The sequence below is a fragment of the Mycobacterium sp. E2699 genome, from assembly GCF_001666745.1.
GTDB lineage: Bacteria > Actinomycetota > Actinomycetes > Mycobacteriales > Mycobacteriaceae > Mycobacterium.
The window spans coordinates 111,093-131,443 of sequence record NZ_LZJH01000088.1 but is presented as its reverse complement, the minus strand read 5'-3'; the positions used below and the strand labels follow the sequence as shown (position 1 = coordinate 131,443).

The 20,351-nt window shown below is 70.9% G+C and carries 17 protein-coding genes and 1 pseudogene; 3 read left to right on the top strand and 15 right to left on the bottom strand.

From position 1 onward, the window contains the following. Window positions 1-16: 16 nt before the first annotated feature. From A5696_RS15275 to ffh, 3 genes and pseudogenes are all read right to left on the bottom strand, one after another. A complete protein-coding gene (locus A5696_RS15275; RefSeq protein WP_156738418.1) occupies window positions 17-1,093 on the bottom strand; it encodes an amidohydrolase family protein in 1,077 nt (358 codons plus the stop codon). Between the two features lie 25 nt (window positions 1,094-1,118). Next, window positions 1,119-1,220: pseudogene (locus tag A5696_RS29185) on the bottom strand (hypothetical protein); the annotation flags it as partial. Between the two features lie 47 nt (window positions 1,221-1,267). Beyond that, window positions 1,268-2,827: a signal recognition particle protein gene (gene ffh / locus A5696_RS15265; protein ID WP_067880305.1), complete on the bottom strand. Its 1,560-nt coding sequence runs from the start codon at window positions 2,825-2,827 to the stop codon at window positions 1,268-1,270. Window positions 2,828-2,957: 130 nt separating this feature from the next. Between ffh and A5696_RS15260 the strand changes: the two genes are divergently transcribed. Further along, entirely contained in the window at window positions 2,958-3,755 is a 798-nt protein-coding gene (locus tag A5696_RS15260) for an alpha/beta hydrolase (RefSeq protein ID WP_067880302.1), read from the top strand. Between the two features lie 162 nt (window positions 3,756-3,917). Then, the gene (locus tag A5696_RS15255) at window positions 3,918-5,618 is read left to right on the top strand and encodes a DEAD/DEAH box helicase (RefSeq protein WP_067880299.1); all 1,701 of its coding nucleotides are present in this window, start codon (window positions 3,918-3,920) and stop codon (window positions 5,616-5,618) included. 21 nt (window positions 5,619-5,639) lie between these two features. Here the strand turns inward: A5696_RS15255 and A5696_RS28705 are convergent, their stop codons facing one another. The 8 genes from A5696_RS28705 to A5696_RS15220 form a co-directional block, all read right to left on the bottom strand. Beyond that, on the bottom strand, window positions 5,640-5,762 hold the full coding sequence (locus tag A5696_RS28705; protein WP_255381809.1) for a hypothetical protein: 123 nt from the start codon (window positions 5,760-5,762) through the stop codon (window positions 5,640-5,642). Between the two features lie 126 nt (window positions 5,763-5,888). Beyond that, window positions 5,889-8,324 carry a [protein-PII] uridylyltransferase gene (locus A5696_RS15250; protein ID WP_067880296.1) on the bottom strand — a complete coding sequence of 812 codons (2,436 nt, stop codon included), beginning with the start codon at window positions 8,322-8,324 and terminating at the stop codon, window positions 5,889-5,891. A gap of 45 nt (window positions 8,325-8,369) precedes the next feature. Continuing rightward, window positions 8,370-8,708, bottom strand: coding sequence for a nitrogen regulatory protein P-II (glnB, locus tag A5696_RS15245; protein WP_067880293.1), 339 nt, complete (start codon window positions 8,706-8,708; stop codon window positions 8,370-8,372). Beyond that, the gene (locus A5696_RS15240; protein WP_067880597.1) at window positions 8,705-10,087 is read right to left on the bottom strand and encodes an ammonium transporter; all 1,383 of its coding nucleotides are present in this window, start codon (window positions 10,085-10,087) and stop codon (window positions 8,705-8,707) included. Before A5696_RS15240 ends, glnB begins: the two co-directional genes overlap by 4 nt. Before the next feature lie 187 nt (window positions 10,088-10,274). Further along, window positions 10,275-11,507: a signal recognition particle-docking protein FtsY gene (gene ftsY, locus A5696_RS15235; RefSeq protein ID WP_067880289.1), complete on the bottom strand. Its 1,233-nt coding sequence runs from the start codon at window positions 11,505-11,507 to the stop codon at window positions 10,275-10,277. A 175-nt stretch (window positions 11,508-11,682) separates the two neighbouring features. Then, window positions 11,683-15,282, bottom strand: coding sequence for a chromosome segregation protein SMC (gene smc / locus A5696_RS15230; protein ID WP_067880286.1), 3,600 nt, complete (start codon window positions 15,280-15,282; stop codon window positions 11,683-11,685). Between the two features lie 121 nt (window positions 15,283-15,403). Further along, window positions 15,404-15,697 carry an acylphosphatase gene (locus A5696_RS15225; protein WP_067880282.1) on the bottom strand — a complete coding sequence of 98 codons (294 nt, stop codon included), beginning with the start codon at window positions 15,695-15,697 and terminating at the stop codon, window positions 15,404-15,406. After that, the gene (locus tag A5696_RS15220) at window positions 15,684-16,097 is read right to left on the bottom strand and encodes an OsmC family protein (RefSeq protein WP_067880279.1); all 414 of its coding nucleotides are present in this window, start codon (window positions 16,095-16,097) and stop codon (window positions 15,684-15,686) included. Before A5696_RS15220 ends, A5696_RS15225 begins: the two co-directional genes overlap by 14 nt. 165 nt (window positions 16,098-16,262) lie before the next feature. Here A5696_RS15220 and A5696_RS15215 point away from each other — a divergent pair, with 165 nt between their 5' ends. After that, a complete protein-coding gene (locus tag A5696_RS15215) occupies window positions 16,263-17,039 on the top strand; it encodes a PIG-L deacetylase family protein (protein WP_067880276.1) in 777 nt (258 codons plus the stop codon). Window positions 17,040-17,060: 21 nt separating this feature from the next. On the opposite strand, the gene mutM is transcribed toward A5696_RS15215, so the two are convergent. The 4 genes from mutM to sepIVA form a co-directional block, all read right to left on the bottom strand. Then, window positions 17,061-17,921 (bottom strand): DNA-formamidopyrimidine glycosylase, encoded by an 861-nt coding sequence (gene mutM / locus A5696_RS15210; protein WP_067880273.1) that lies wholly within the window; start codon window positions 17,919-17,921, stop codon window positions 17,061-17,063. 3 nt (window positions 17,922-17,924) lie between these two features. Further along, the gene (rnc, locus tag A5696_RS15205; protein WP_067880270.1) at window positions 17,925-18,638 is read right to left on the bottom strand and encodes a ribonuclease III; all 714 of its coding nucleotides are present in this window, start codon (window positions 18,636-18,638) and stop codon (window positions 17,925-17,927) included. Beyond that, window positions 18,635-19,231, bottom strand: coding sequence for a DUF177 domain-containing protein (locus tag A5696_RS15200; protein WP_156738409.1), 597 nt, complete (start codon window positions 19,229-19,231; stop codon window positions 18,635-18,637). The genes rnc and A5696_RS15200 overlap by 4 nt, the downstream gene beginning before the upstream one ends. Before the next feature lie 189 nt (window positions 19,232-19,420). Continuing rightward, on the bottom strand, window positions 19,421-20,158 hold the full coding sequence (sepIVA, locus tag A5696_RS15195; protein WP_066970141.1) for a cell division protein SepIVA: 738 nt from the start codon (window positions 20,156-20,158) through the stop codon (window positions 19,421-19,423). Between the last annotated feature and the right edge of the window lie 193 nt (window positions 20,159-20,351).

Sequence of the window (20,351 nt, the reverse complement as noted above, 5' to 3'; positions counted from 1 at the left end):
CGCTACGCCGCGCCGCCTAGTCGTGTGGCCGAAAAATCTTGCCGCGCAATATCACAAGGTCCGGCCGGTTCAGGACCCCCGGACTCTGCCGTGGGTCCTGTGCGTAGCACAACAGGTCGGCCGACACCCCGTATTCCAGACCGGGCCGGCCCAGCCAGCGGCGGGCATCCCAGCACGCCGCGCCCAACGCCTCGGTCGGGCTCATACCGATGCGCTTGAGCGCCTCGACCTCGTCGGCGATCCGCCCGTGCGCGATCATGGTGCCCGCGTCGCTGCCGGCATACACGGCAACGCCCGCCTCGCGCGCGGCGGCGGTCCGCTGCAGGCATCGGGCGTGCAGGTCGCGCATGTGCGCGGCATAGGCCGGGTAGCGGCCCGCGGCGTCCGCGATGCCTTCGAAGTTCTCCAGGGTGTTGATCAGGGTGGGCACCAGCGCGGTGCCGTGCTCGACCATCAGCGCGATGGTGTCGTCGGTGAGCCCGGTGCCGTGTTCGATGCAGTCGATGCCGGCGTTGATCAGGCCGGGCAGCGCGTCCTCGCTGAAGACGTGCGCGGTGACGCGGGCGCCGTGCTCGTGTGCGGCAGCGATCGCGGCCTTGAGCACGTCGTCGGACCACAGCGGGGCCAGGTCGCCGATGTCGCGGTCGATCCAGTCGCCGACCAGCTTGACCCAGCCGTCGCCGCGCTTGGCCTCGCGGGCCACCGCCTCGGGCAGCTGGGATTCGTCTTCGAGTTCGTCGGCGAAGCCCCGCGAATAGCGCTTGGGCCGCGCCAGGTGCCTTCCGGCGCGGATGATGCGGGGCAGATCCTCGCGATCGTCGAGGCTGCGGGTGTCGGTTGGCGAGCCGGCATCACGCAGCAGCAGCGCGCCGACGTCGCGTTCGGCCTCGGCCTGGCCGATCGCCTCATCGAGGGGGATCTCGCCGTCGTCGCCGAGCCCGACGTGGCAGTGCGCGTCGACCAGCCCGGGCAGAATCCAGCCACCTTCGAAGACGGTGTCCGCGCCGGCCACCGGTTCGGTGCTGATGCGGCCGTCGACGATCCACAGCTGCAGCTCGGTCTCGTCGGGCAGCCCCCGGCCGCGCACGTGCATCCGCACCGCGCGGCTACTTCCGCCGGTGACGACCCGCTTCGCCCGGCTCCGCCGCGCTCGCGATCGTCACGATCTGACGGTGACGACCCGCTTCGCCCGGCTCCGCCGCGCTCGCGATCGTCACGATCCGCCGGTGACGACCCGCTTCGCCCGGCTCCGCCGCGCTCGCGATCGTCACGACTTCTTGCCCGGGAACTTCAGCTTGGACAGGTCGAAGTCGGCCAGCCCGGGCGGCAGCTCGTTGAGGCCCTCGGGCATCTGCGACAGGTCGGGGAATCCGGCCGGCATGCCGGGCATGCCCTGCATGAGCGGGTTCCTGGCCTTCGGCGGAGTCGGCCCGCGCCCGCCCTTCTTGCCCTTCTTTCCAGCCTTCCCCTTGGCCTTTCGGGTCGCCGACTTGCGGCCGATGCCGGGGATGCCCATGCCGCCGAGCATCGACGACATCATCTTGCGGGCCTCGAAGAAGCGGTCGACCAGCTGGTTGACCTCCGACACCGTCACCCCCGAGCCGTTGGCGATGCGCAGCCGCCGCGACGCGTTGATGATCTTCGGGTCGGCCCGCTCCTGGGGCGTCATCCCGCGGATGATGGCCTGCAGCCGGTCGAGCTGCTTGTCGTCGACCTCGGCCAGCGCGTCCTTCATCTGTCCGGCGCCGGGCAGCATGCCCAGCAGGTTGCCGATCGGGCCCATCTTGCGAATGGCGAGCATCTGCTCGAGGAAGTCCTCCAGCGTCAGCTCGCCGCTGCCGATCTTGGCGGCCGCTTCCTCGGCGCGCTGCGCATCGAAGACCTGCTCGGCCTGCTCGATCAGGGTCAGCACGTCGCCCATGCCCAGGATGCGGCTGGCCATCCGGTCGGGGTGGAAGACGTCGAAGTCCTCCAGCTTCTCGCCGCTGGAGGCGAAGAGGATTGGCACGCCGGTGACCTCGCGGACCGACAGCGCGGCGCCCCCGCGGGCGTCGCCGTCGAGCTTGGTCAGCACCACGCCGGTGAACCCGACACCCTCGCGGAACGCCTCGGCGGTGGTGACGGCGTCCTGGCCGATCATCGCGTCCAGGACGAACAGCACCTCGTCGGGGTCGACGGCGTCGCGGATGGCCGCGGCCTGCGCCATCAGCTCGTCGTCGATGCCCAGCCGGCCGGCGGTGTCGACGATGACGACGTCGAAGTGCTTGGCCCGGGCCTCCGCGAGCCCCGCCGCCGCCACCGCGACCGGGTCCCCCGGTCCCGACTCGGGCGACGCGCCGGGGTGCGGGGCGAACACGGGCACGCCGGCGCGCTCGCCGACGACCTGGAGCTGGTTGACCGCCGCGGGCCGCTGCAGGTCGCAGGCCACCAGCAGCGGGGTGTGACCCTGGCCGCGCAGCCACGCGGCCAACTTGCCTGCCAGCGTGGTCTTACCGGAACCCTGCAGGCCGGCGAGCATGATCACCGTCGGCGGCGTCTTGGCGAACGCGAGCTGGCGGGTCTCGCCGCCCAGGATGCCGATGAGTTCCTCGTTGACGATCTTGACGACCTGTTGCGCCGGGTTGAGCGCGCCGGACACCTCGGCGCCCCGGGCGCGTTCCTTGATCCGGCCGACGAACGCCCGCACCACGGGCAGGGAAACGTCGGCTTCGAGGAGCGCCAGCCGGATTTCGCGGGTGGTCGCCTCGATGTCGGCGTCGGTCAGTCGACCCTTGCCGCGCAGGCCCGCAAGGGCACCGGTCAACCGGTCGGACAGCGATTCAAACACCCCGCAAGCCTAGCGGGCGCGAGCGCCGCGAAGCCGGGCGCCGGTGGTGCCCCCGCTTGCGGGGGACAGGTGCCGCCGCGCGGGGCATGGGGGCTTGACGCGGAGGGGCCTGCTGGCAAAAAGTCAGCTCATGCTCGAGGTGATCGACAAGGGGTCCTGCAGCGACGCGCATCCCGTGCCGTTGCTGTTCGTGCACGGCGGCTGGCACGGCGCGTGGTGCTGGGACGACGGTTTCCTGGACTTCTTCGCCGACGCCGGCTACCGCGCGGTCGCGATGAGCCTGCGCGGCCACGGCGGAAGCCCCACCGCCGAGCCGCTGCACCGGGTTTCCATCGCCGACTACATCGACGACGTCCGTTCGGTGGCCGACGATCTGGGCGGCTCCCCCGTCCTCGTCGGTCACTCGCTGGGCGGCTACACGATCCAGCGCTACCTGGAGGACCGGGACGCCCCGGCCGCGGTACTGGTGGGATCGCTGCCGCCGAGTGGCGTGCTCGGGGCGGCGCTGCGGGTCTGGCGGCGCCGCCCGTGGATGACCGTGCACTCGTTCAACGACCCCACCTTGGTCAGGTTCCTCCGGACGGCGGCGCTGGCCCGCGAGTATCTCTTCTGCGCCGACACGCCCGAGGACGTCGTCCAATCGTGCTGGCATCGCGCCGGGCCCGAGAGCATCCGCGCGGCGATGACCGATCCGATGTTCCGCCGGGTCGACACCGAGCGGATCACCACACCGATGCTGGTCCTCGGCGGCGTGCACGACGGCTTCGTCAGCGTGCGGGCGGTGCGGGCCACCGCGCGCGCCTACCGCACCGAGGCGGAGTTCTTCGACATGGGGCACAACATGATGCTCGAACCGGGATGGGCCGACGTCGCCGCCCGAATCCACGGGTGGCTACAAGCCCGGGACCTGGCGGGCCACGCCGTCTAGTGGGGATCGCAAGCGCGGCGTAGCCGGGCGCGGCGGGTCGCCACCATGAATCGACCCAGTGCGTCGCTGCTGCGCCGAAAAGCGTTGGCATGCTACATTTCACACCCGTCGCCGAGCCGCACCTGACGCGTCGAGGACGCAACTTTGGGGGGAACCTTTTCGATGCAGTCGGGCAGCGACACGGTCCTGGCGTTGCGGGGCTGGCAGCGCCGCGCGCTGGTCAAATATCTCGCCGCCCAGCCGCGCGACTTCCTCGCCGTCGCCACCCCCGGTTCCGGCAAGACGACGTTTGCGCTGCGGGTGGCGGCCGAACTGCTCGGCCAGCGCGCCGTCGAGCAGATCACGGTCGTGGTGCCCACCGAGCACCTCAAGGTGCAGTGGGCGCTGGCCGCGCAGCGGCACGGCCTCGCGCTGGATCCGAGGTTCTCCAACACCAACCCGCAGACCTCACCGGAGTTTGACGGCGTGATGGTGACCTACGCCCAGGTCGCGGCGCACCCGACGCTGCACCGGGTGCGCACCGAGCAGCGCAAGACACTCGTCGTCTTCGACGAGATCCATCACGGCGGTGACGCCAAAACCTGGGGCGAGGCCATCCGCGAGGCGTTCGGTGACGCCACCCGACGACTCGCCCTGACGGGCACGCCGTTTCGCAGCGACGACAGCCCCATCCCGTTCGTCACGTACGAGTCCGGCGCCGACGGCGTGGCACGCTCGCAGGCCGACCACACCTACGGCTACGCCGAGGCCCTGGCCGACGGCGTGGTCCGGCCGGTGGTGTTCCTCGCCTACTCGGGACAGGCCCGCTGGCGCGACAGCGCCGGGGACGAGCATGCCGCGCGGCTGGGTGAACCGCTGTCGGCCGAGCAGACCGCGCGGGCGTGGCGCACCGCGCTCGACCCGGCCGGCGAATGGATGCCCGCGGTGATCGCGGCCGCCGACGAGCGGCTGCGCCAGAAGCGGGCGCACGTGCCCGACGCGGGCGGCATGATCATCGCCTCCGACCGGACCGCGGCGCGCGCGTACGCCGCACTGCTGACCAGGATCACCGGGGAGGCGCCCGCGGTCGTGCTGTCCGACGACCCGGGGTCGTCGGACCGGATCACCGAATTCGCAGCGAGCACCAGCCGGTGGCTGGTCGCGGTGCGCATGGTGTCCGAGGGCGTCGACGTGCCGCGGCTGTCGGTCGGGATCTACGCCACCAGCGCCTCGACGCCGCTGTTCTTCGCGCAGGCCATCGGCCGGTTCGTGCGCTCGCGTCGGGCGGGCGAGACCGCGAGCATCTTCGTGCCGTCGGTGCCCGGCCTGCTGCAGCTCGCCAGCGAGCTGGAGGCTCAGCGCAACCACGTGCTCGGCCAACCGCACCGCGAGTCCGACGATCCCCTCGACGGCGACCCGGCCACCCGGACGCGGACCGAAAAGACCGACGCCGAACCGGGTTTCACCTCGCTGGGCGCCGACGCGGAGCTGGACCAGGTGATCTTCGACGGGTCGTCGTTCGGCACCGCGACGCCGGCCGGCAGTGACGAGGAGGCCGATTACCTCGGCATCCCGGGGCTGCTCGACGCCGAGCAGATGCGCGCCCTGCTGCACCAGCGCCAGGACGAGCAGCTCAAGAGGCGGGCGGCCGGCGCCCCCGGAGCCCCGGCGACGGCGTTCTCCATGCACGGCCAGCTTCGCGACCTGCGCCGCGAGCTCAACACGCTGGTCTCGGCCACCCACCACCGCACCGGCCAACCACACGGATGGATTCACAGCGAACTGCGCCGCCGCTGCGGGGGCCCGCCGATCGCCGCGGCGACCCGCGAGCAGATCCAGGCCCGCATCGAGGCCCTGCGCCAGCTGAATTCGGAACCGTCGTGACCCAGTGGGCCTGAGCCGGACCTATCCACAGTTGCGGTCGGGGGGTTCGGCGATCTCGGCGAACAACCGATACATCAGGCCCCGGTTGGTGCGCTCCCGGGTCTCCAACCGCTCGGCCACCTCGACGCGAAACTCGTCGCCCACCAGGTTCGAGTCTGACGCAGCACGTCGTGCGCGGCATCGATCGCGTCAAGCGCGGCGCTGATTCGCTGCTGGGCCGCTGCAGACTCCGACCCACCCGACGAGGACGAACAGTGAGCCGCGCCGGGCCTATCCCGCAAGGCCGCCCAGCACCGCCAGCAGCTGCTTCTCCACCGCCGCCTGCGCGCCCGGCTCTTCGGGCAGTTCCACGCAGAACACGTCGGCGGCCGTCGACCCGAACGTGTGAACCTTGGCCCATCGCAGGTCGGCCCCCGCGCGCTCCAGCGCCCGGGCCAACAGCGCCAGTAACCCCGATCGGTCCATGGCGCGGACCTCGACGAGCGAGTGGCCGGACGCGGCGGGGTCGAGCCACTGGATGTGCGGCGGCGCCGTCGAGCGGGTGACGGGCACCCCGACCTGGATCTCGCCGGCCCGCGCGGTCGCCGCGTCGACGGCGTCAGTGTCACGCTTCTCCACCGCGCCGATGACGTCGACGTCGCCGTTCAGCGCGTTGGTGAACTGCTGCCGCAGCAGCCCGGCTTCGGGCGGTGATCCGAACAGCGGCGACACCACGAATTCGATGATCGCCGCTCCCTCGTGGGTGTTGACCGACGCCGAATGGATGCGCAGCGAGTTCAGGGCCAGCACCGCGGCGGCGTTCGACACCAGTCCGCGCTGATCCGGCGCGACCATCACCAGGTTCAGGCGCTCGCCGCCGCCGGCCTCGATCTCGACATGCACCCCGCCATCGGCGGCCAGCGAAAGGTATTGCGGCGCAATCGGTTGCGCCTGAGGCAGCGGCTCCCCGGCCATCACCAACCGGCAGCGCCGCACCAGGTCCTCGATCAGGGACGCCTTCCAGTCGCTCCACACTCCGGGACCGGTCGCCTTGGAGTCCGCCTCGGTCAGCGCCTGCAGCACGTCGAGCAGGAGCGGATCGCCGCCCAGGGCCGCCGACACACCCTCGATGGTCTTGGGGTCGTTGAGGTCGCTTCGGGTGGCCACCACCGGCAGCAGCAGGTGGTGGCGGACCAGCTTCGACAGGAACTCGGCGTCCTCGGGGGCGACCCCGAGCCGGGCGCCCATCTCGATGGCCATCTCGGCCCCCAGCACGCTGTGGTCGACGCCGCGGCCCTTGCCGATGTCGTGCAGCAGCGCGCCGAGCGCCAGCAGGTCGGGCCGGGCCACGCGGGTGGCCAGGGGCGCCGCGTTCACGGTGGTCTCAATGACGTGCCGGTCCACCGTCCACTTGTGCGCGACGTCGCGGGGCGGAAGGTCGCGGATCGCGGCCCATTCCGGCAGCAACCGCTCCCACAACCCGGTGCGGTCGAGCGCTTCGACCGTCGCCACCGCGGTCGGCCCCGCCGAGAGCACGACGAGCAAGTCGTCCAATGCCTCGCTGGGCCACGGGGCCGGCATCTCGGGCGCGCCGGCGGCCAGACGACTCAGCGTCGCGGCGCCGATCGGCACACCGGTGCCGGCCGACGCGGCGGCCACCCGCAGCACCAGCCCGGCGTCGGTTTCCGGCGACGCGTCGCGGGCGAGCACGATTTCCCCGGCGTACTCGACCACGCCCTCGTCCAGCGGTCGCCGCTTGGGCCGCCGGACGAGCACCGACACGCCGCGCCGCGGCAACGCGTTTTCGGCCGTCCGCAGCCCCGTTTCGGCGTGGTAGGCGATGGTGCGCCCGGCCCCGGACAGCTTGCGCGCCAAGTCGAATCGGTCACCGATGTGCAAGTGGGCGCTGATCTCGTCGGCGTACTGGGCCAGCAGCTGATCGCGGCCGCGCCCGGACACCCGGTGCAGCTCGGTGCGCACGTCGAGCAGCGTCAGATAGGCATCGTCGAGCGAACCCCCGGGCGTTTCCGGGCGGGCCATGCCGTGCCGGTCGATCAACTGGGCCACCCCCAGCGCGTCGAGCAGTTGCACGTCGCGAAGCCCACCGCGGCCCGATTTGAGGTCCGGCTCGGCGCGCTGCGCGATCCGGCCGCAGCGCTGCCAGCGGGCCTGCGTGATGTCGACCAGCTCGTCCATTCGTGAGCGAATTGCGCTGCGCCACTGCCTTCTTGCGCCGGCGATCAAGTCCTCGGACAGCCGCGCGTCGCCGGCGATGTGGCGGGCGTCCAGCATGCCCAGCGCGGCGATCATGTCCATGTTGGCCACGCCGAGCGCCCCGGAGACCGTCCGCACGCTGTGGTCGAGCCGAACGTTGGCGTCCCACAGGGGATACCACAGCTTGTCGGCGACGTCTTGGAGCACCTCGACGGGCTTGTCGTCGTGCAACAGCATGAGGTCCAGATCGGAATACGGCAGCAGCTCGTGACGGCCCAGCCCGCCGATCCCGACGATCGCGAAACCGCTGCCGTCGGTGATCCCGATCTCGTCCGCCTTGGCGGTCAGCCACGACTCGTGCAGATCCTGCCACGCGTGCCGCAGCTCGGCGGCTCCCAACCCACGACCATCCGACAGCAAACGGCGCCGCGCGACAACCAAATCGCTTGCCGCGCAGGCGTTTTCCGCTCCCGCTCCGGATGACCCGGACGGGCCGGGTGGGTCCTGTTTCATACCCTCCCGGCCCGTCCGGCCTGGTTCAGCAATGCACGACTGGGGTCAGAGGGCATCGGTTCCGCGTTCACCCGTGCGCACCCGCACGATGGTTTCCACGGGGCTCACCCAGACCTTGCCGTCACCGATCTTGCCGGTGCGGGCCGCGCGGACGATGCTGTCCACGACCTTGTCGACGATGGAGTCGTCGACGACGACCTCGATGCGGACCTTCGGGACGAAATCGACCGAGTATTCCGCACCCCGGTAGACCTCCGTGTGGCCCTTCTGCCGTCCGTAGCCCTGGATTTCGCTGACCGTCATCCCCAGGACGCCGGCCTCCTCGAGGGCGGTCTTGACGTCGTCGAGGGTGAACGGCTTTACGATCGCGGTGACCAGCTTCATGAAGTCTCTGCCTCCACTTTCTTGACTGCGTCGTCCTGTCCGTTGAGACTTTCCTCCGCGCCGCCGATCCGGTGCGGAATGGACGAGGCCCCGATAACTGCGAACTCGTAAGCGGTTTCTGCGTGCTCCGACTCGTCGATGCCGCCAGCCTCGGCTTCCGGACTCAACCTGATCCCGATGGTGTATTTCAAGATAAGCGCCAGGATAAGCGTCACGATGAACGAGTAGAAGAGGACGCTGAACGCGCCGACCGCCTGCCGCTCGAGTTGAGACCAGCCACCGCCGTAGAAGAGGCCCTTCGACACGCCGGTCACGCCGTTGATCGCCGTGCTCTCCGGGGCCGCGACCAGGCCGACCAGCAGCGTGCCCGTCAAACCGCCGACCATGTGGACACCGACCACGTCCAGCGAGTCGTCGAAGCCGAACCTGAACTTCAGCCCCACCGCCAGCGCGCACACCGCACCACCGACGAAGCCGATCACCAGGGCACCGAGCACGTTGACCGACGAGCAGGACGGCGTGATGGCCACCAGCCCGGCGACGATGCCCGAGGCCGCGCCCAGCGTGGTGGGATGCCCGTCGCGGATGCGCTCGACCAGGAGCCAGGCCAGCATGGCCGTCGCGGTTGCGATCGTCGTCGTCATGAAGGTCGACCCGGCGGAGCCGTTGGAGCTGGTCGCCGATCCGGCGTTGAACCCGAACCAGCCGAACCACAGCAATCCGGCGCCCAGCATGACGAACGGCAGGTTGTGCGGGCGGAACAGCGTCGTGGGCCAGCCCTTGCGCTTACCCAAGACGATCGCCAGCGCCAGGCCCGCCGCACCGGAGTTGATATGGACCGCCGTTCCACCTGCGAAGTCGATCGCATGCAGCTTGTTGTTGATCCAGCCGCCGTGCTCGGAAGCGAAGCCGTCGGCCGCGAACACCCAGTGCGCCACCGGGAAGTAGACCAGCGTCGCCCACAGTCCGGCGAACACCAGCCACGCGGTGAACTTCAGCCGGTCGGCCACCGCGCCCGAGATCAGGGCGACGGTGATGATCGCGAACATCAACTGGAAGGCGACGAACACCGTGGCCGGCATGGTGCCCGCCAGGGGGATGTCCACCTGGGCGGCGCCCTTGGACGGATCCGCCTTGACGGCGTTGCCGCCGATGAGCTTCGCCAGCCCCCAGTAGTCGGACGGGTTGCCTACGACGCCGCCCTTGCTGTTGCCGAACGACATCGAGTAGCCGTAAAGCACCCACAGCACCGTCACCACGCCCATCGCGCTGATGCTCATCATGATCATGTTGAGCACGCTTCGGGTACGGACCATGCCCCCATAGAAGAAGGCAAGGCCCGGCGTCATTAACAGCACCAGAGCGGAACTCGCCAACATCCAGGCGGTATCGCCGGTATCGGGTTGGCCCAATTGCGGGAATGCCACGCGCTATCACCTCCGGTCGCACAGGAAAGGCCGTCAGACGTCCGTCCGTGGCCTGCCAGAACCATGCGCAATTGTTGTTTCGGCGATGGTGCCGCCGTGTTTCGGCGGTATTAACGTCGCGCTTGGCGTGTAAGCGGTCTCAGCCGAGCAGGGCGTCCACGAAAGCGGCGGGTTCAAACGGCGCCAGATCGTCCGGACCCTCGCCGAGCCCGACCAGCTTCACCGGCACCCCGAGCTCTTGCTGAACGCGGAAGACGATGCCGCCCTTGGCGGTTCCGTCAAGCTTGGTGAGCACCGCGCCGGTGATGTCGACGACGTCGGCGAACACGCGCGCCTGGGCCAGCCCGTTCTGCCCGATGGTCGCGTCGAGCACCAGCAGCACCTCGTCGACGGCGGCGCGGCGGCTCACTATCCGCTTGACCTTGTCGAGCTCGTCCATCAGCCCGACTTTGGTGTGCAGCCGGCCCGCGGTGTCGATGACCACCACGTCGGCGCCCGACGCGATGCCCTTGTCGACGGCGTCGAAGGCCACCGACGCCGGGTCGGCGCCTTCTGCCCCGCGGACTACCTCCGCGCCGACCCGGGACGCCCAGGTCTGCAGCTGATCGGCCGCCGCGGCCCGAAAGGTGTCGGCCGCGCCCAGCACGACGCGCCGCCCGTCGGCCACCAGCACCCGCGCCAACTTGCCGACGGTGGTGGTTTTGCCGGTGCCGTTCACGCCGACGATGAGCAGCACCGACGGGTGGTCGGCGTGCGGCAGCGCGCGGATCGAGCGGTCCATGCCGGGCTGCAGCTCGTTGATCAGCACGTCGCGCAGCACGGCCTTGGCGTCGGCCTCGGTGCGCACGTTGCCGCTGGCCAGCCGGCTGCGCAGCTGCGCGATCACCGACTCGGTGACCACCGGGCCGAGGTCGGCGATCAGCAGGGTGTCCTCGACGTCCTGCCAGGACTCCTCGTCGAGGTCGCCGCCGCCGATCAGGCCCAGCACGCTGCGCCCGAGCGCGTTCTGTGACCGGGCCAGCCGGCCGCGCAGCCGCTCCAGCCGGCCCTCGGGCGGGGCCTGCGGCGGCGCGGCCTCGAGCGTTTCGGGGTGCGGCAGTTCGACCTCGGAGATCGTGCGCCGGGGGGCGTCGCGGGGAATGGTGGCGTCGTCGCCTACCGCGGGCAGCCCGGTGGTGTCGATCGTCGGCGCGGACTGGCTGAAGGTGATGCCCGACGACGCCGTATAGCGCCCGGAGCGGTCGAGCGCGCCGGGCTCGGGCCGGGCCAGCCGGATCCGTCGGCGCCGGTATCGCACCAGGCCTGCGACCAGCGCGGCGATGACGAGCAGGGCGGCGACGACCGCGACGGCGATCCAAAGACCTTGTGACACGCCGACAATCCTTCCAGCCGCGGGTCACCCGGCGGTCGGCGGGCATTGGTGCGCGTGCCGGCCGTTGAGTGTGTTGCCTGGGCGTCGGGTGTGTTCTCCTGGCGGAAAAATCGCCGAAATCCCGCCGTCAGTACACGCTGAAAGCCGTCAGTTCACACTCAAGCCCCGACCGGCGCTAGTTGGAGCTGGAGACCAGCTGCTCGACCTGCTGACCACGCATCCGCTGGGAGATCACCGCGGTGATGCCGTCGCCCTGCATGGTGACGCCGTACAGCGCGTCGGCCACCTCCATCGTCGGCTTCTGGTGGGTGATGATGATGAGCTGCGAGCGGGCCCGCAGCAGTTCGAACAGGCCGATCAGGCGGCGCAGGTTGGTGTCGTCGAGCGCGGCCTCGACCTCGTCCATGATGTAGAACGGCGACGGCCGGGCGCGGAAGATGGCCACCAGCATCGCCACCGCCGTCAGCGCCTTCTCGCCGCCGGACAGCAAAGACAGCCGGGTGATCTTCTTGCCGGGCGGGCGCGCCTCCACCTCGATGCCCGTGGTGAGCATGTCGCCCGGGTCGGTCAGCCGCAGCCGGCCCTCGCCGCCGGGGAACAGGACGGTGAACACTTCCCGGAATTCGCGTTCCACATCGGTGAATGCGTCGCTGAACACCTGCAGGATGCGGGCGTCGACGTCGGCGATGACGTCGAGCAGGTCCTTGCGGGCCGCCTTGACGTCCTCGAGCTGGGTGGACAGGAAGTTGTAGCGTTCCTCCAGCGCGGCGAACTCCTCCAGCGCCAACGGGTTCACCCGGCCCAGCTCGGCCAGCTCGCGCTCGGCCCGCTTGGCCCGACGCTCCTGGGTGGCCCGGTCATACGGGATCGGGGCCGGCGCGAACACCTGCTCGCCGCGCTCCCGGGCCTGCTCGTACTCGGCCATCTCCAGCTCGGTCGGCGGCAGCGCAACCTCGGGGCCGTACTCGGCGATCAGGTCGGCGGGCGCCATCCCGAACTGCTCGAGCACCATCTGCTCGAGCTGCTCGATGCGCATCGCCGCCTGGGCATTGGCCACCTCGTCGCGGTGCAGCGAATCGGTCAGCTGAGCCACCCGCGCGCCGAGCGCGTGCACCTCGTCGCGCACCGCCGCCATCGCCGCCGAACGCTCCTGGCGCTCGGCGACAAGCGCGTCGCGGATTCCCGACGCCGCGGCGACCACCCGGTCCAACCGCGCCGCCAGCAACCGCCCGGCGTCGGCCACCGCCGCGGCCACGGCGGCCGCGCGCAGCCGCGCCGCGCGCGCCTGCTGCGCCCGCAGCCGCGCCTCGCGCTCCGCGGCGGCCGCCCGGCGCAGCGAATCCGCCCGCCCGCGCACCGCGTGGGCGCGCTCCTCGGCCGTCCGCACCGCCAGGCGGGCCTCCACCTCCGCGCCGCGGGCGCTTTCGGCGGCGGCGGCGATCTGGTGGCGGTCCACCGGTTCGGCCGCGTGCACGTGCTGCGTCTCCTGGGCGTTGCGCAGCCGGGTCTCCAGCGCCGTGACCTCCTCGACGGTCTGCGTGCGCCCCGCCTCGAGCTCATCGCGCTGGCGCAGCAGCCCGCTCCACTCTTCCTCGGCGGCGCGGGCCTCCTGCCCGAGCCGGCCCAGCTGCTCGTACATCGCCGAGATCGCGGTGTCGGACTCGTTGAGCGCGGCCAGCGCCTGCTCGGCGGAATCCTGGCGGGCGATCTGCTCGGTCAGCGCGCCGGACAGCGCCGCGGTCAGCTGCGCCACCTGCGCCTCGGCGGCGGCCAGCTCGGCGCCGGCCTTGTCGATCTCCGACGTGAGCTCCAGCGTGGACAGCTTGCGGTCCGACCCCCCGCTCACCCAGCCGGCGCCCACCAGGTCGCCGTCGAGGGTGACCGCCCGCAGCTGCGGGCGGGCCGCCACCAGGTCCAGGGCGGCGCCGAGGTCGTCGACCACCGCGACGCCCGAGAGCATCGCGGTCATCGCCCCGCGCAGCCGCGGGGGCGCCTCCACCAGGTCGAGCGCCCACAGCGCGCCGTCGGGCAGCGCCGCCGGATGCGCGGGCTGCTCGGCCGGCCAGTCGCCCAAAACCAGGGCCGCGCGCCCGCCGTCGGCCTGCTTGAGCGCGGCGACCGCCGAACGGGCCGCGCCGAAGCTGTCGGCCGCCAGCGCGTCGGCCGCCAAACCCAGCACCGCGGCCAGCGCCGCCTCGTAACCCGACCGGACCTTCACCAGCTTGGCGATCGGCCCGAAAAGCCCCGTGCCGGCGTGGTTTTGCGCGAGCCAGGCGGCGCCGTCCTTGCGTTCCAGTCCCACCGAGAGCGCGTCGATGCGGGCGCGCAGCGAGGCCACCTCGCGTTCGGCGCCGCGCTCGGCGGCCTGCAGTTCGGCGACGCGCTCGTCGGCCAGCCGCAGCGCGGCCACGGTCCTTTCGTGGTGCTCGTCGAGGCCCACCTCGCCCTGATCCAGTTCGCCGACGCGGGCCTGCACGGTCTCGAACTCGGCCCGGGTCTGCTGGGCGCGGGCGGCGGCCTGTTCGATGCGCTCGGACAGCCGCGCGACGCTGTCGTCGATCGATTCGACGCGCGCCCGCATCGTCTCCACCTGGCCGGCCAGCCGCGCCAGGCCCTCGCGCCGGTCGGCCTCGGCCCGGACCGCCGCGAGGTGGGCCCGATCGGCCTCGGCGGCCTCGCGCTCGCGCTCGGCCAGCTCGGCGCGGGCGGCGTCCAGGCGGGTGCGGGCGGTGGCCAGCTCGGCCAGCAGGCGCTGTTCGGTCACCTCGACCTGCCGGGCCTCGGCCTCCAGCGCATCCGGGTCGGTGTCGCCGGCGGCCACCGGCTCGACGTCGAGGTGCTGGGCGCGCTCGCTGGCAATGCGCACGGTCGCGCCCACCCGCTCGGCCAGGGCGGACAGCCCGAACCACGTGTGCTGGACCGATTCGGCGCGAACCGACAGCTCGGCCAGCGCCGTCTCGTGCGCGGCGAGCTCCTCGGACGCCACCGCCAGGCGGGCGGCGGCCTCGTCGTGCTCGCGGCGCATGACGGCCTCGGCCTCGAAGATCGCGTCGCGCTCCACCTGCCGGCTGACCAGGTCGTCGGCGGCCAGCCGCAACTTCGCGTCGCGCAGGTCGGCCTGGATGGTCTGCGCGCGACGGGCCACCTCGGCCTGGCGGCCCAACGGCTTGAGCTGGCGGCGCAGTTCGGTGGTGAGGTCGGACAGCCGGGCCAGGTTCGCCTGCATCGCGTCGAGCTTGCGCAGGGCCTTTTCCTTGCGCTTGCGGTGCTTGAGCACGCCCGCGGCCTCTTCGATGAACGCGCGGCGATCCTCGGGTCGCGACTGCAGGATCTCGTCGAGCTTGCCCTGCCCGACGATGACGTGCATCTCGCGGCCGATCCCCGAGTCGCTCAGCAGCTCCTGCACATCCATCAAACGGCAACTGGTGCCGTTGATTTCGTACTCGCTGGCGCCGTCGCGGAACATCCGCCGGGTGATCGACACCTCGGAGTACTCGATGGGCAGCGCGTTGTCGGAGTTGTCGATGGTGACGGTGACCTCGGCGCGGCCCAGCGGCGCCCGGGACGAGGTGCCGGCGAAGATGACGTCCTCCATCTTCCCGCCGCGCAGCGTCTTCGCCCCCTGCTCCCCCATCACCCACGCCAGGGCGTCGACGACGTTGGACTTGCCCGAGCCGTTGGGCCCGACGACCGCGGTGATGCCCGGCTCGAAGCGCAGAGTCGTCGGCGAAGCGAAGGACTTGAAGCCCTTCAGCGTCAGGCTCTTGAGGTACACGGCGTGCCAGACTACCGCTCAAATTGGCGGCGCCGGCCCTCCCCGAGGGGTGTCGGGGCGCCTCAAATTTGCCTGCCGTTCACACTCTGACGCACTGGCCCCAGTGGCCACATCCGTCACGTCAGCGCTCCACGAAGCCTTCGAACCGCTCTTGCGGCGACGACCAGTCGGCGACCACCTTGTCGACCCGGCCCGGCCTGGCCGGCCACGCGGCGCCGCCTTCCAGCAGTTGCAGCAGTTTCTCGGCGGCCCGGCGCGCGCCCTGAGCCACCACCAGCACCCGGCCGTCGGCCTGGTTGGCGGCGTAGCCGGTGAGCCCGAGCTCCAGCGCCCGGCACCGCGTCCACCAGCGGAAGCCGACGCCCTGGACGCTGCCGTGCACCCAGGCGGTGAGCCGGACGTCAGGATCCGGCATCGGCGATCTCGAAGTTGACCGTCGTGCCGGATTTCAGCGTGCGCCCGACGGTGCAGACCAGGTCGACGGCCCGGTTGGCTACCACCAGCACGCGTTGCTTTTCTTCATCGGAGAGTCCCGAGAGATCGATCTCGAGCGTCTCCTCGAGCAGCGGATAGCGTTCCTGCTCGCGGTCGGCCGCGCCGGACACCCTGACGACGGCCTTGTAGTCGTCGCCCAGCCGGCGGGCCAGCGGCTCGTCGGTGGACATGCCGCTGCACGCGGCCAGCGCGATCTTGAGCAACTCGCCCGGGGTGAACACGCCCTCGACGTCCTCCGAGCCGACCAGCACCTGCGCCCCGCGCGAGCTGTATCCGGTGTAGCGGCGGGTTCCGGTGCGCTCGACCCACAGTTGCGTCATGGCTTCTTTTCTACCGGGCGTGCGTTGCGGCCAAGCGACGCGACCGTCGCGTGTGCGCTGACGGCTTTGAGTGTGAGCTGAGTCAGCGAATTTCGAGCTTGGGCTCACAGTCAAAGCCCTGCGCGCACACTCACCGCCGCGGCTACGGCGGGCATACTGCGTTGAATGGCCACCGTCGTCGCATTCCACGCCCATCCGGACGACGAGGTGATCCTCACCGGCGGCACGCTGGCGCGGGCGGCGGCGGCCGGGCATCGCGTTGTCCTCGTCACCGCGACCGACGGCCGCGTGCACAACGACGAAGGTGATCTCCGGTTGGACGAATTGCGTTCGAGCGCAAGCATTCTCGGCGTACATCGGGTCGAATGCCTCGGCTATGCCGACAGCGGCTACGGCCCCGACTTCTACCCGGATCCACCCGGGCGCGTCAGGTTCGGGCGGGCCGACATCGACCGGGCGGCGGGGCGGCTCGCCGAGATACTCCGCGATGAGCGCGCGGATCTGTTGCTCAGCTACGAGCGCAACGGCGGCTACGGCCACCGCGACCACGTCCAGGTGCATCACGTCGGCACGCGGGGCGCCGAACTCGCGGCGACGCCGCGCGTGCTCGAGGCGACGATGCCACGCGAATTGCTGGTGCGGATCGGCCGTCTCGCCCGTCTGCTGCGGCTACCGGCGCCCTACGAACCGGAGATCGCCCGCACCGCCTACGCGCCCAGAGCGGCCATCACCCACCGCGTCAACGTCTTCGGTTTCGCGCGGCACAAGCGCGACGCGATGGCCGCCCACCGCTCGCAGATCGGCGACTCCGGCCTCGCCGCGCGCGCGTTCGACGTGCTGCTTGCCCTGCCGCCCCAGGCGTCCGGCCTGCTGTTTCCCTTCGAGTGGTTCGTCGATCCGGCGGTATCGCCGGGCGCTTTGCGCCGCGACATCTTCGACTGACTCGCAGTTCTGCGCGCACATTCAACCCCGCGGGCGCGGCTGGCATCGCGGGCAGTAGAACGACGAGCGGTTCATGAACTTCTCCCGGCGCATCACCGCGCCGCAGCGGCGGCATGGTTCGCCTTCACGGCCGTAGGCGTTCAGGGACCGGTCGAAGTATCCGGACTCGCCGTTGACGTTGACATACAACGAGTCGAAGGAGGTCCCGCCCTGGCCCAGCGCGTCGCGCATGACGTCGGCGGCGGCGTCCAGGACGGCGGTCAGCCGGCGGCGGCTCAACGTGTCGGCGATCCGGGCGCCGTTCACCTTGGCCCGCCACAGCGCCTCGTCGGCGTAGATGTTGCCGATCCCCGAGACCACGGTCTGATCGAGCAGCTGCCGCTTGATCTCGGAATGCTTGCGCCGCAACACCTCAACGACGGCGCGCGCATCGAACTTCGGGTCCAGCGGGTCACGCGCCAGGTGGGCGACCGGCACGGGCACCATGCTGCCGTCCACGGTCACCAGGTCGGCGAGCATCCAGCCGCCGAAGGTGCGCTGGTCGGCGAAGCTCAGCACGGTGCCGTCGTCGAGCAGCGCGGAGATCCGGACGTGGTCGGCGCGCGGCACCTCCCCAAGCAGCATCTGCCCGCTCATCCCGAGGTGGACGACGAGCGCCGTGTCGGGATCGTCCGGGCTGTCCAGCAGCAGCCACAGGTACTTGCCGCGGCGGTCGGTTGCGGTGATCCGCGCGTCGAGCAGTCGGGCGGTGAGGTCGGCGGGCCCGGCCTCGTGCCGGCGCACCGCGCGCGGATGGTGCACCCGGACGGCCGTGATCGTCTTGCCCACCACGTGGGCCTGCAAGCCGCGGCGCACCACCTCGACTTCGGGCAGTTCGGGCATCGATTACGCCGACGTTTTCCCCGCGGTGTCCAGCGTCTCGAGCGCTTTCCAGGTGGCCGCCGCGGCCTTCTGCTCGGCCTCCTTCTTGGAGCGGCCCACCCCCGACCCGTATTCGGTCTCCATCACGACGACCACCGCGGTGAATTCCTTGTCGTGGTCGGGCCCGGTCGAGGTGACCATGTACGACGGTGCGCCCATCCCGCGCGCCGCCGTCAGCTCCTGCAGGCTGGTCTTCCAGTCGAGCCCCGCCCCGAGTGTCGGCGCGGCGTCGAGCAGCGCGCCGAACAGCCGCAGGATCACCTCGCGCGCGGTGTCGATTCCGTGCTGCAGGTAGATGGCCCCCAGCAGCGACTCCATGCCGTCGGCCAGGATGCTCGACTTGTCGGCCCCGCCCGTGTTCGCCTCGCCGCGGCCCAGCAGCAGGTGCACGCCGAGGCCCTCGTCGGACAGCTTGCGCGCCACGTCGGCCAGCGCCTGCGTGTTGACCACGCTGGCCCGCAGCTTGGCCAGGTCGCCCTCGGAGCGGTCGGGATGGCGATGGTAGAGCTCGTCGGTGATGGTCAGGCCCAGGACGGCGTCACCGAGAAACTCGAGGCGTTCGTTGGTCGGCAGCCCGCCGTGTTCGTAGGCGTAGCTGCGGTGGGTCAACGCCAGCGACAACAGGTCATCGGGCAGGTCGGCCCCGAGCGCGTCCAACAGGGCTTGCCGCGACGTCACCGCTCATCCCGCTTGATCTCCGGCTCGCCGGGCTGCAAGGGCAACAAGTCGGCCAACTTGGCCCAGCGCGGGTCGATGCGGTCGTGGTGATGGCCGGGCTCGGCCGCGAGGGCGACACCGCAGTCGGGGCACAACCCCGGGCAGTCCGGGCTGCACACCGGCGAAAACGGCAGCTCCAGCCCGACGGCGTCGATGATCGGCTGCTCGAGGTCGATGGTGTCGTCGACGATGTGGCCGACCTCGTCCTCCTCGGTGGTCGCCTCGGTCGTGCTGTCCGGATATGCGAAAAGTTCGGTCAACCTGACCTCGACGCGCCCGTTGACCGGCGCCAGGCAACGGGCGCATTCGCCGACGGTCGGCGCGGCGACCGTTCCGGTCACCAACACACCCTCGGACACCGACTGGACCTGCAAGTCCATCTCCAACGGGGCACCCTCGTCGATCGCGATCATCGGCAGGCCGATTCGCGCCGGGCTGGGCACGGTGTTGCGCAGGGTGACCATCGCGCCCGGGCGCCGGCCCAGTCGGGTGATGTCGACCCTCATCGGCGAGTTCGAATGGCGCTGCGCCGTGCTGCTGTGCTGCCGCGTCATAGGAGAAATCCTACGGCGCGCCGCGCGTAAGGAAAGGAGCGCTCGCGATCGCCGCAGGCCCGATGGCGGCGACCCGTCCCCCAGCTCCGCGGGGGTACCCCCAGCGCCCGACTCCGTCGCGCTCGCGATCGCCGCAGGCCCGATGGCGGCGACCCGCTTCGCCCGACTCCGTCGCGCTCGCGATCGCCGCTAACGCGTCGCGTAGTCGTGGGTGCCGGCAGCCGTCCGCAGCTGGTGACGACCGCGGCCGACGGACCGCAGGGTGCCGTTGAGGAATTCCTCGAACTCGGCCAGCTTGTTGTCGACGTAGATGTCGCACTCGCCGCGCAGCCGGTCGGCCTCGGCGTGCGCCGTGTCGATGAGGCGGGTCGCCTCGGCGTTGGCCGCCTCCACCACGCTGTTCTGCGACACCAGCCGCTGCTGCTCCTTGATGCCCTCTTGCACGGCCTTCTCGTAGGAGATGTTGCCGTTCTCGATCAGCCGGTCGGCTTCGGCCTGGGCGCGGCTGACGCTGGCCTCGTACTCGCGTTTCGCCGCCGTGGCGATGCGGATCGACTCCTCGCGGGCCTCGCCGACCATCCGCTCGCTGTGCTGGCGGGCCTCGCTCACCATCCGATCGGCCTGCGACTTTGCGTCGGACAACAGCCGGTCCGCCTCCGCGCGGGCGTGGTTGAGCATCGACTCCGACTCGGTGGTCGCCGAGGAGACCATCGATTCGGCGTGCGACTTGGCGTCCTGCAGCATCGAATCGCGCGCGTCGAGCACGTCCTGGGCGTCGTCCAGCTCGCCGGGGATCGCGTCCTTGATGTCGTCGATCAGTTCCAGCACGTCACCGCGGGGCACGACGCAGCCGGCCGTCATCGGCACACCGCGCGCCTCCTCCACGATGGCGCCCAATTCGTCCAGCGCCTCAAAAACTCGGTACACGGCCATGCCCTCCTGGCGTCTTGCAAAGAAACCCTGTTGTTACCAGTGTGCCTGCTGTTGCCTCTGTGACAGCGGTGGCGACGCCGGTGTGTCGAAGATTTGCCCGGTAAACCCGCCCTTTGCGGGTGAAATCCATAGGTTCTGCCCGTTCACGCCATGCCGCGGGGCCAGCCGCCGCGCGGGATTCGTCAGT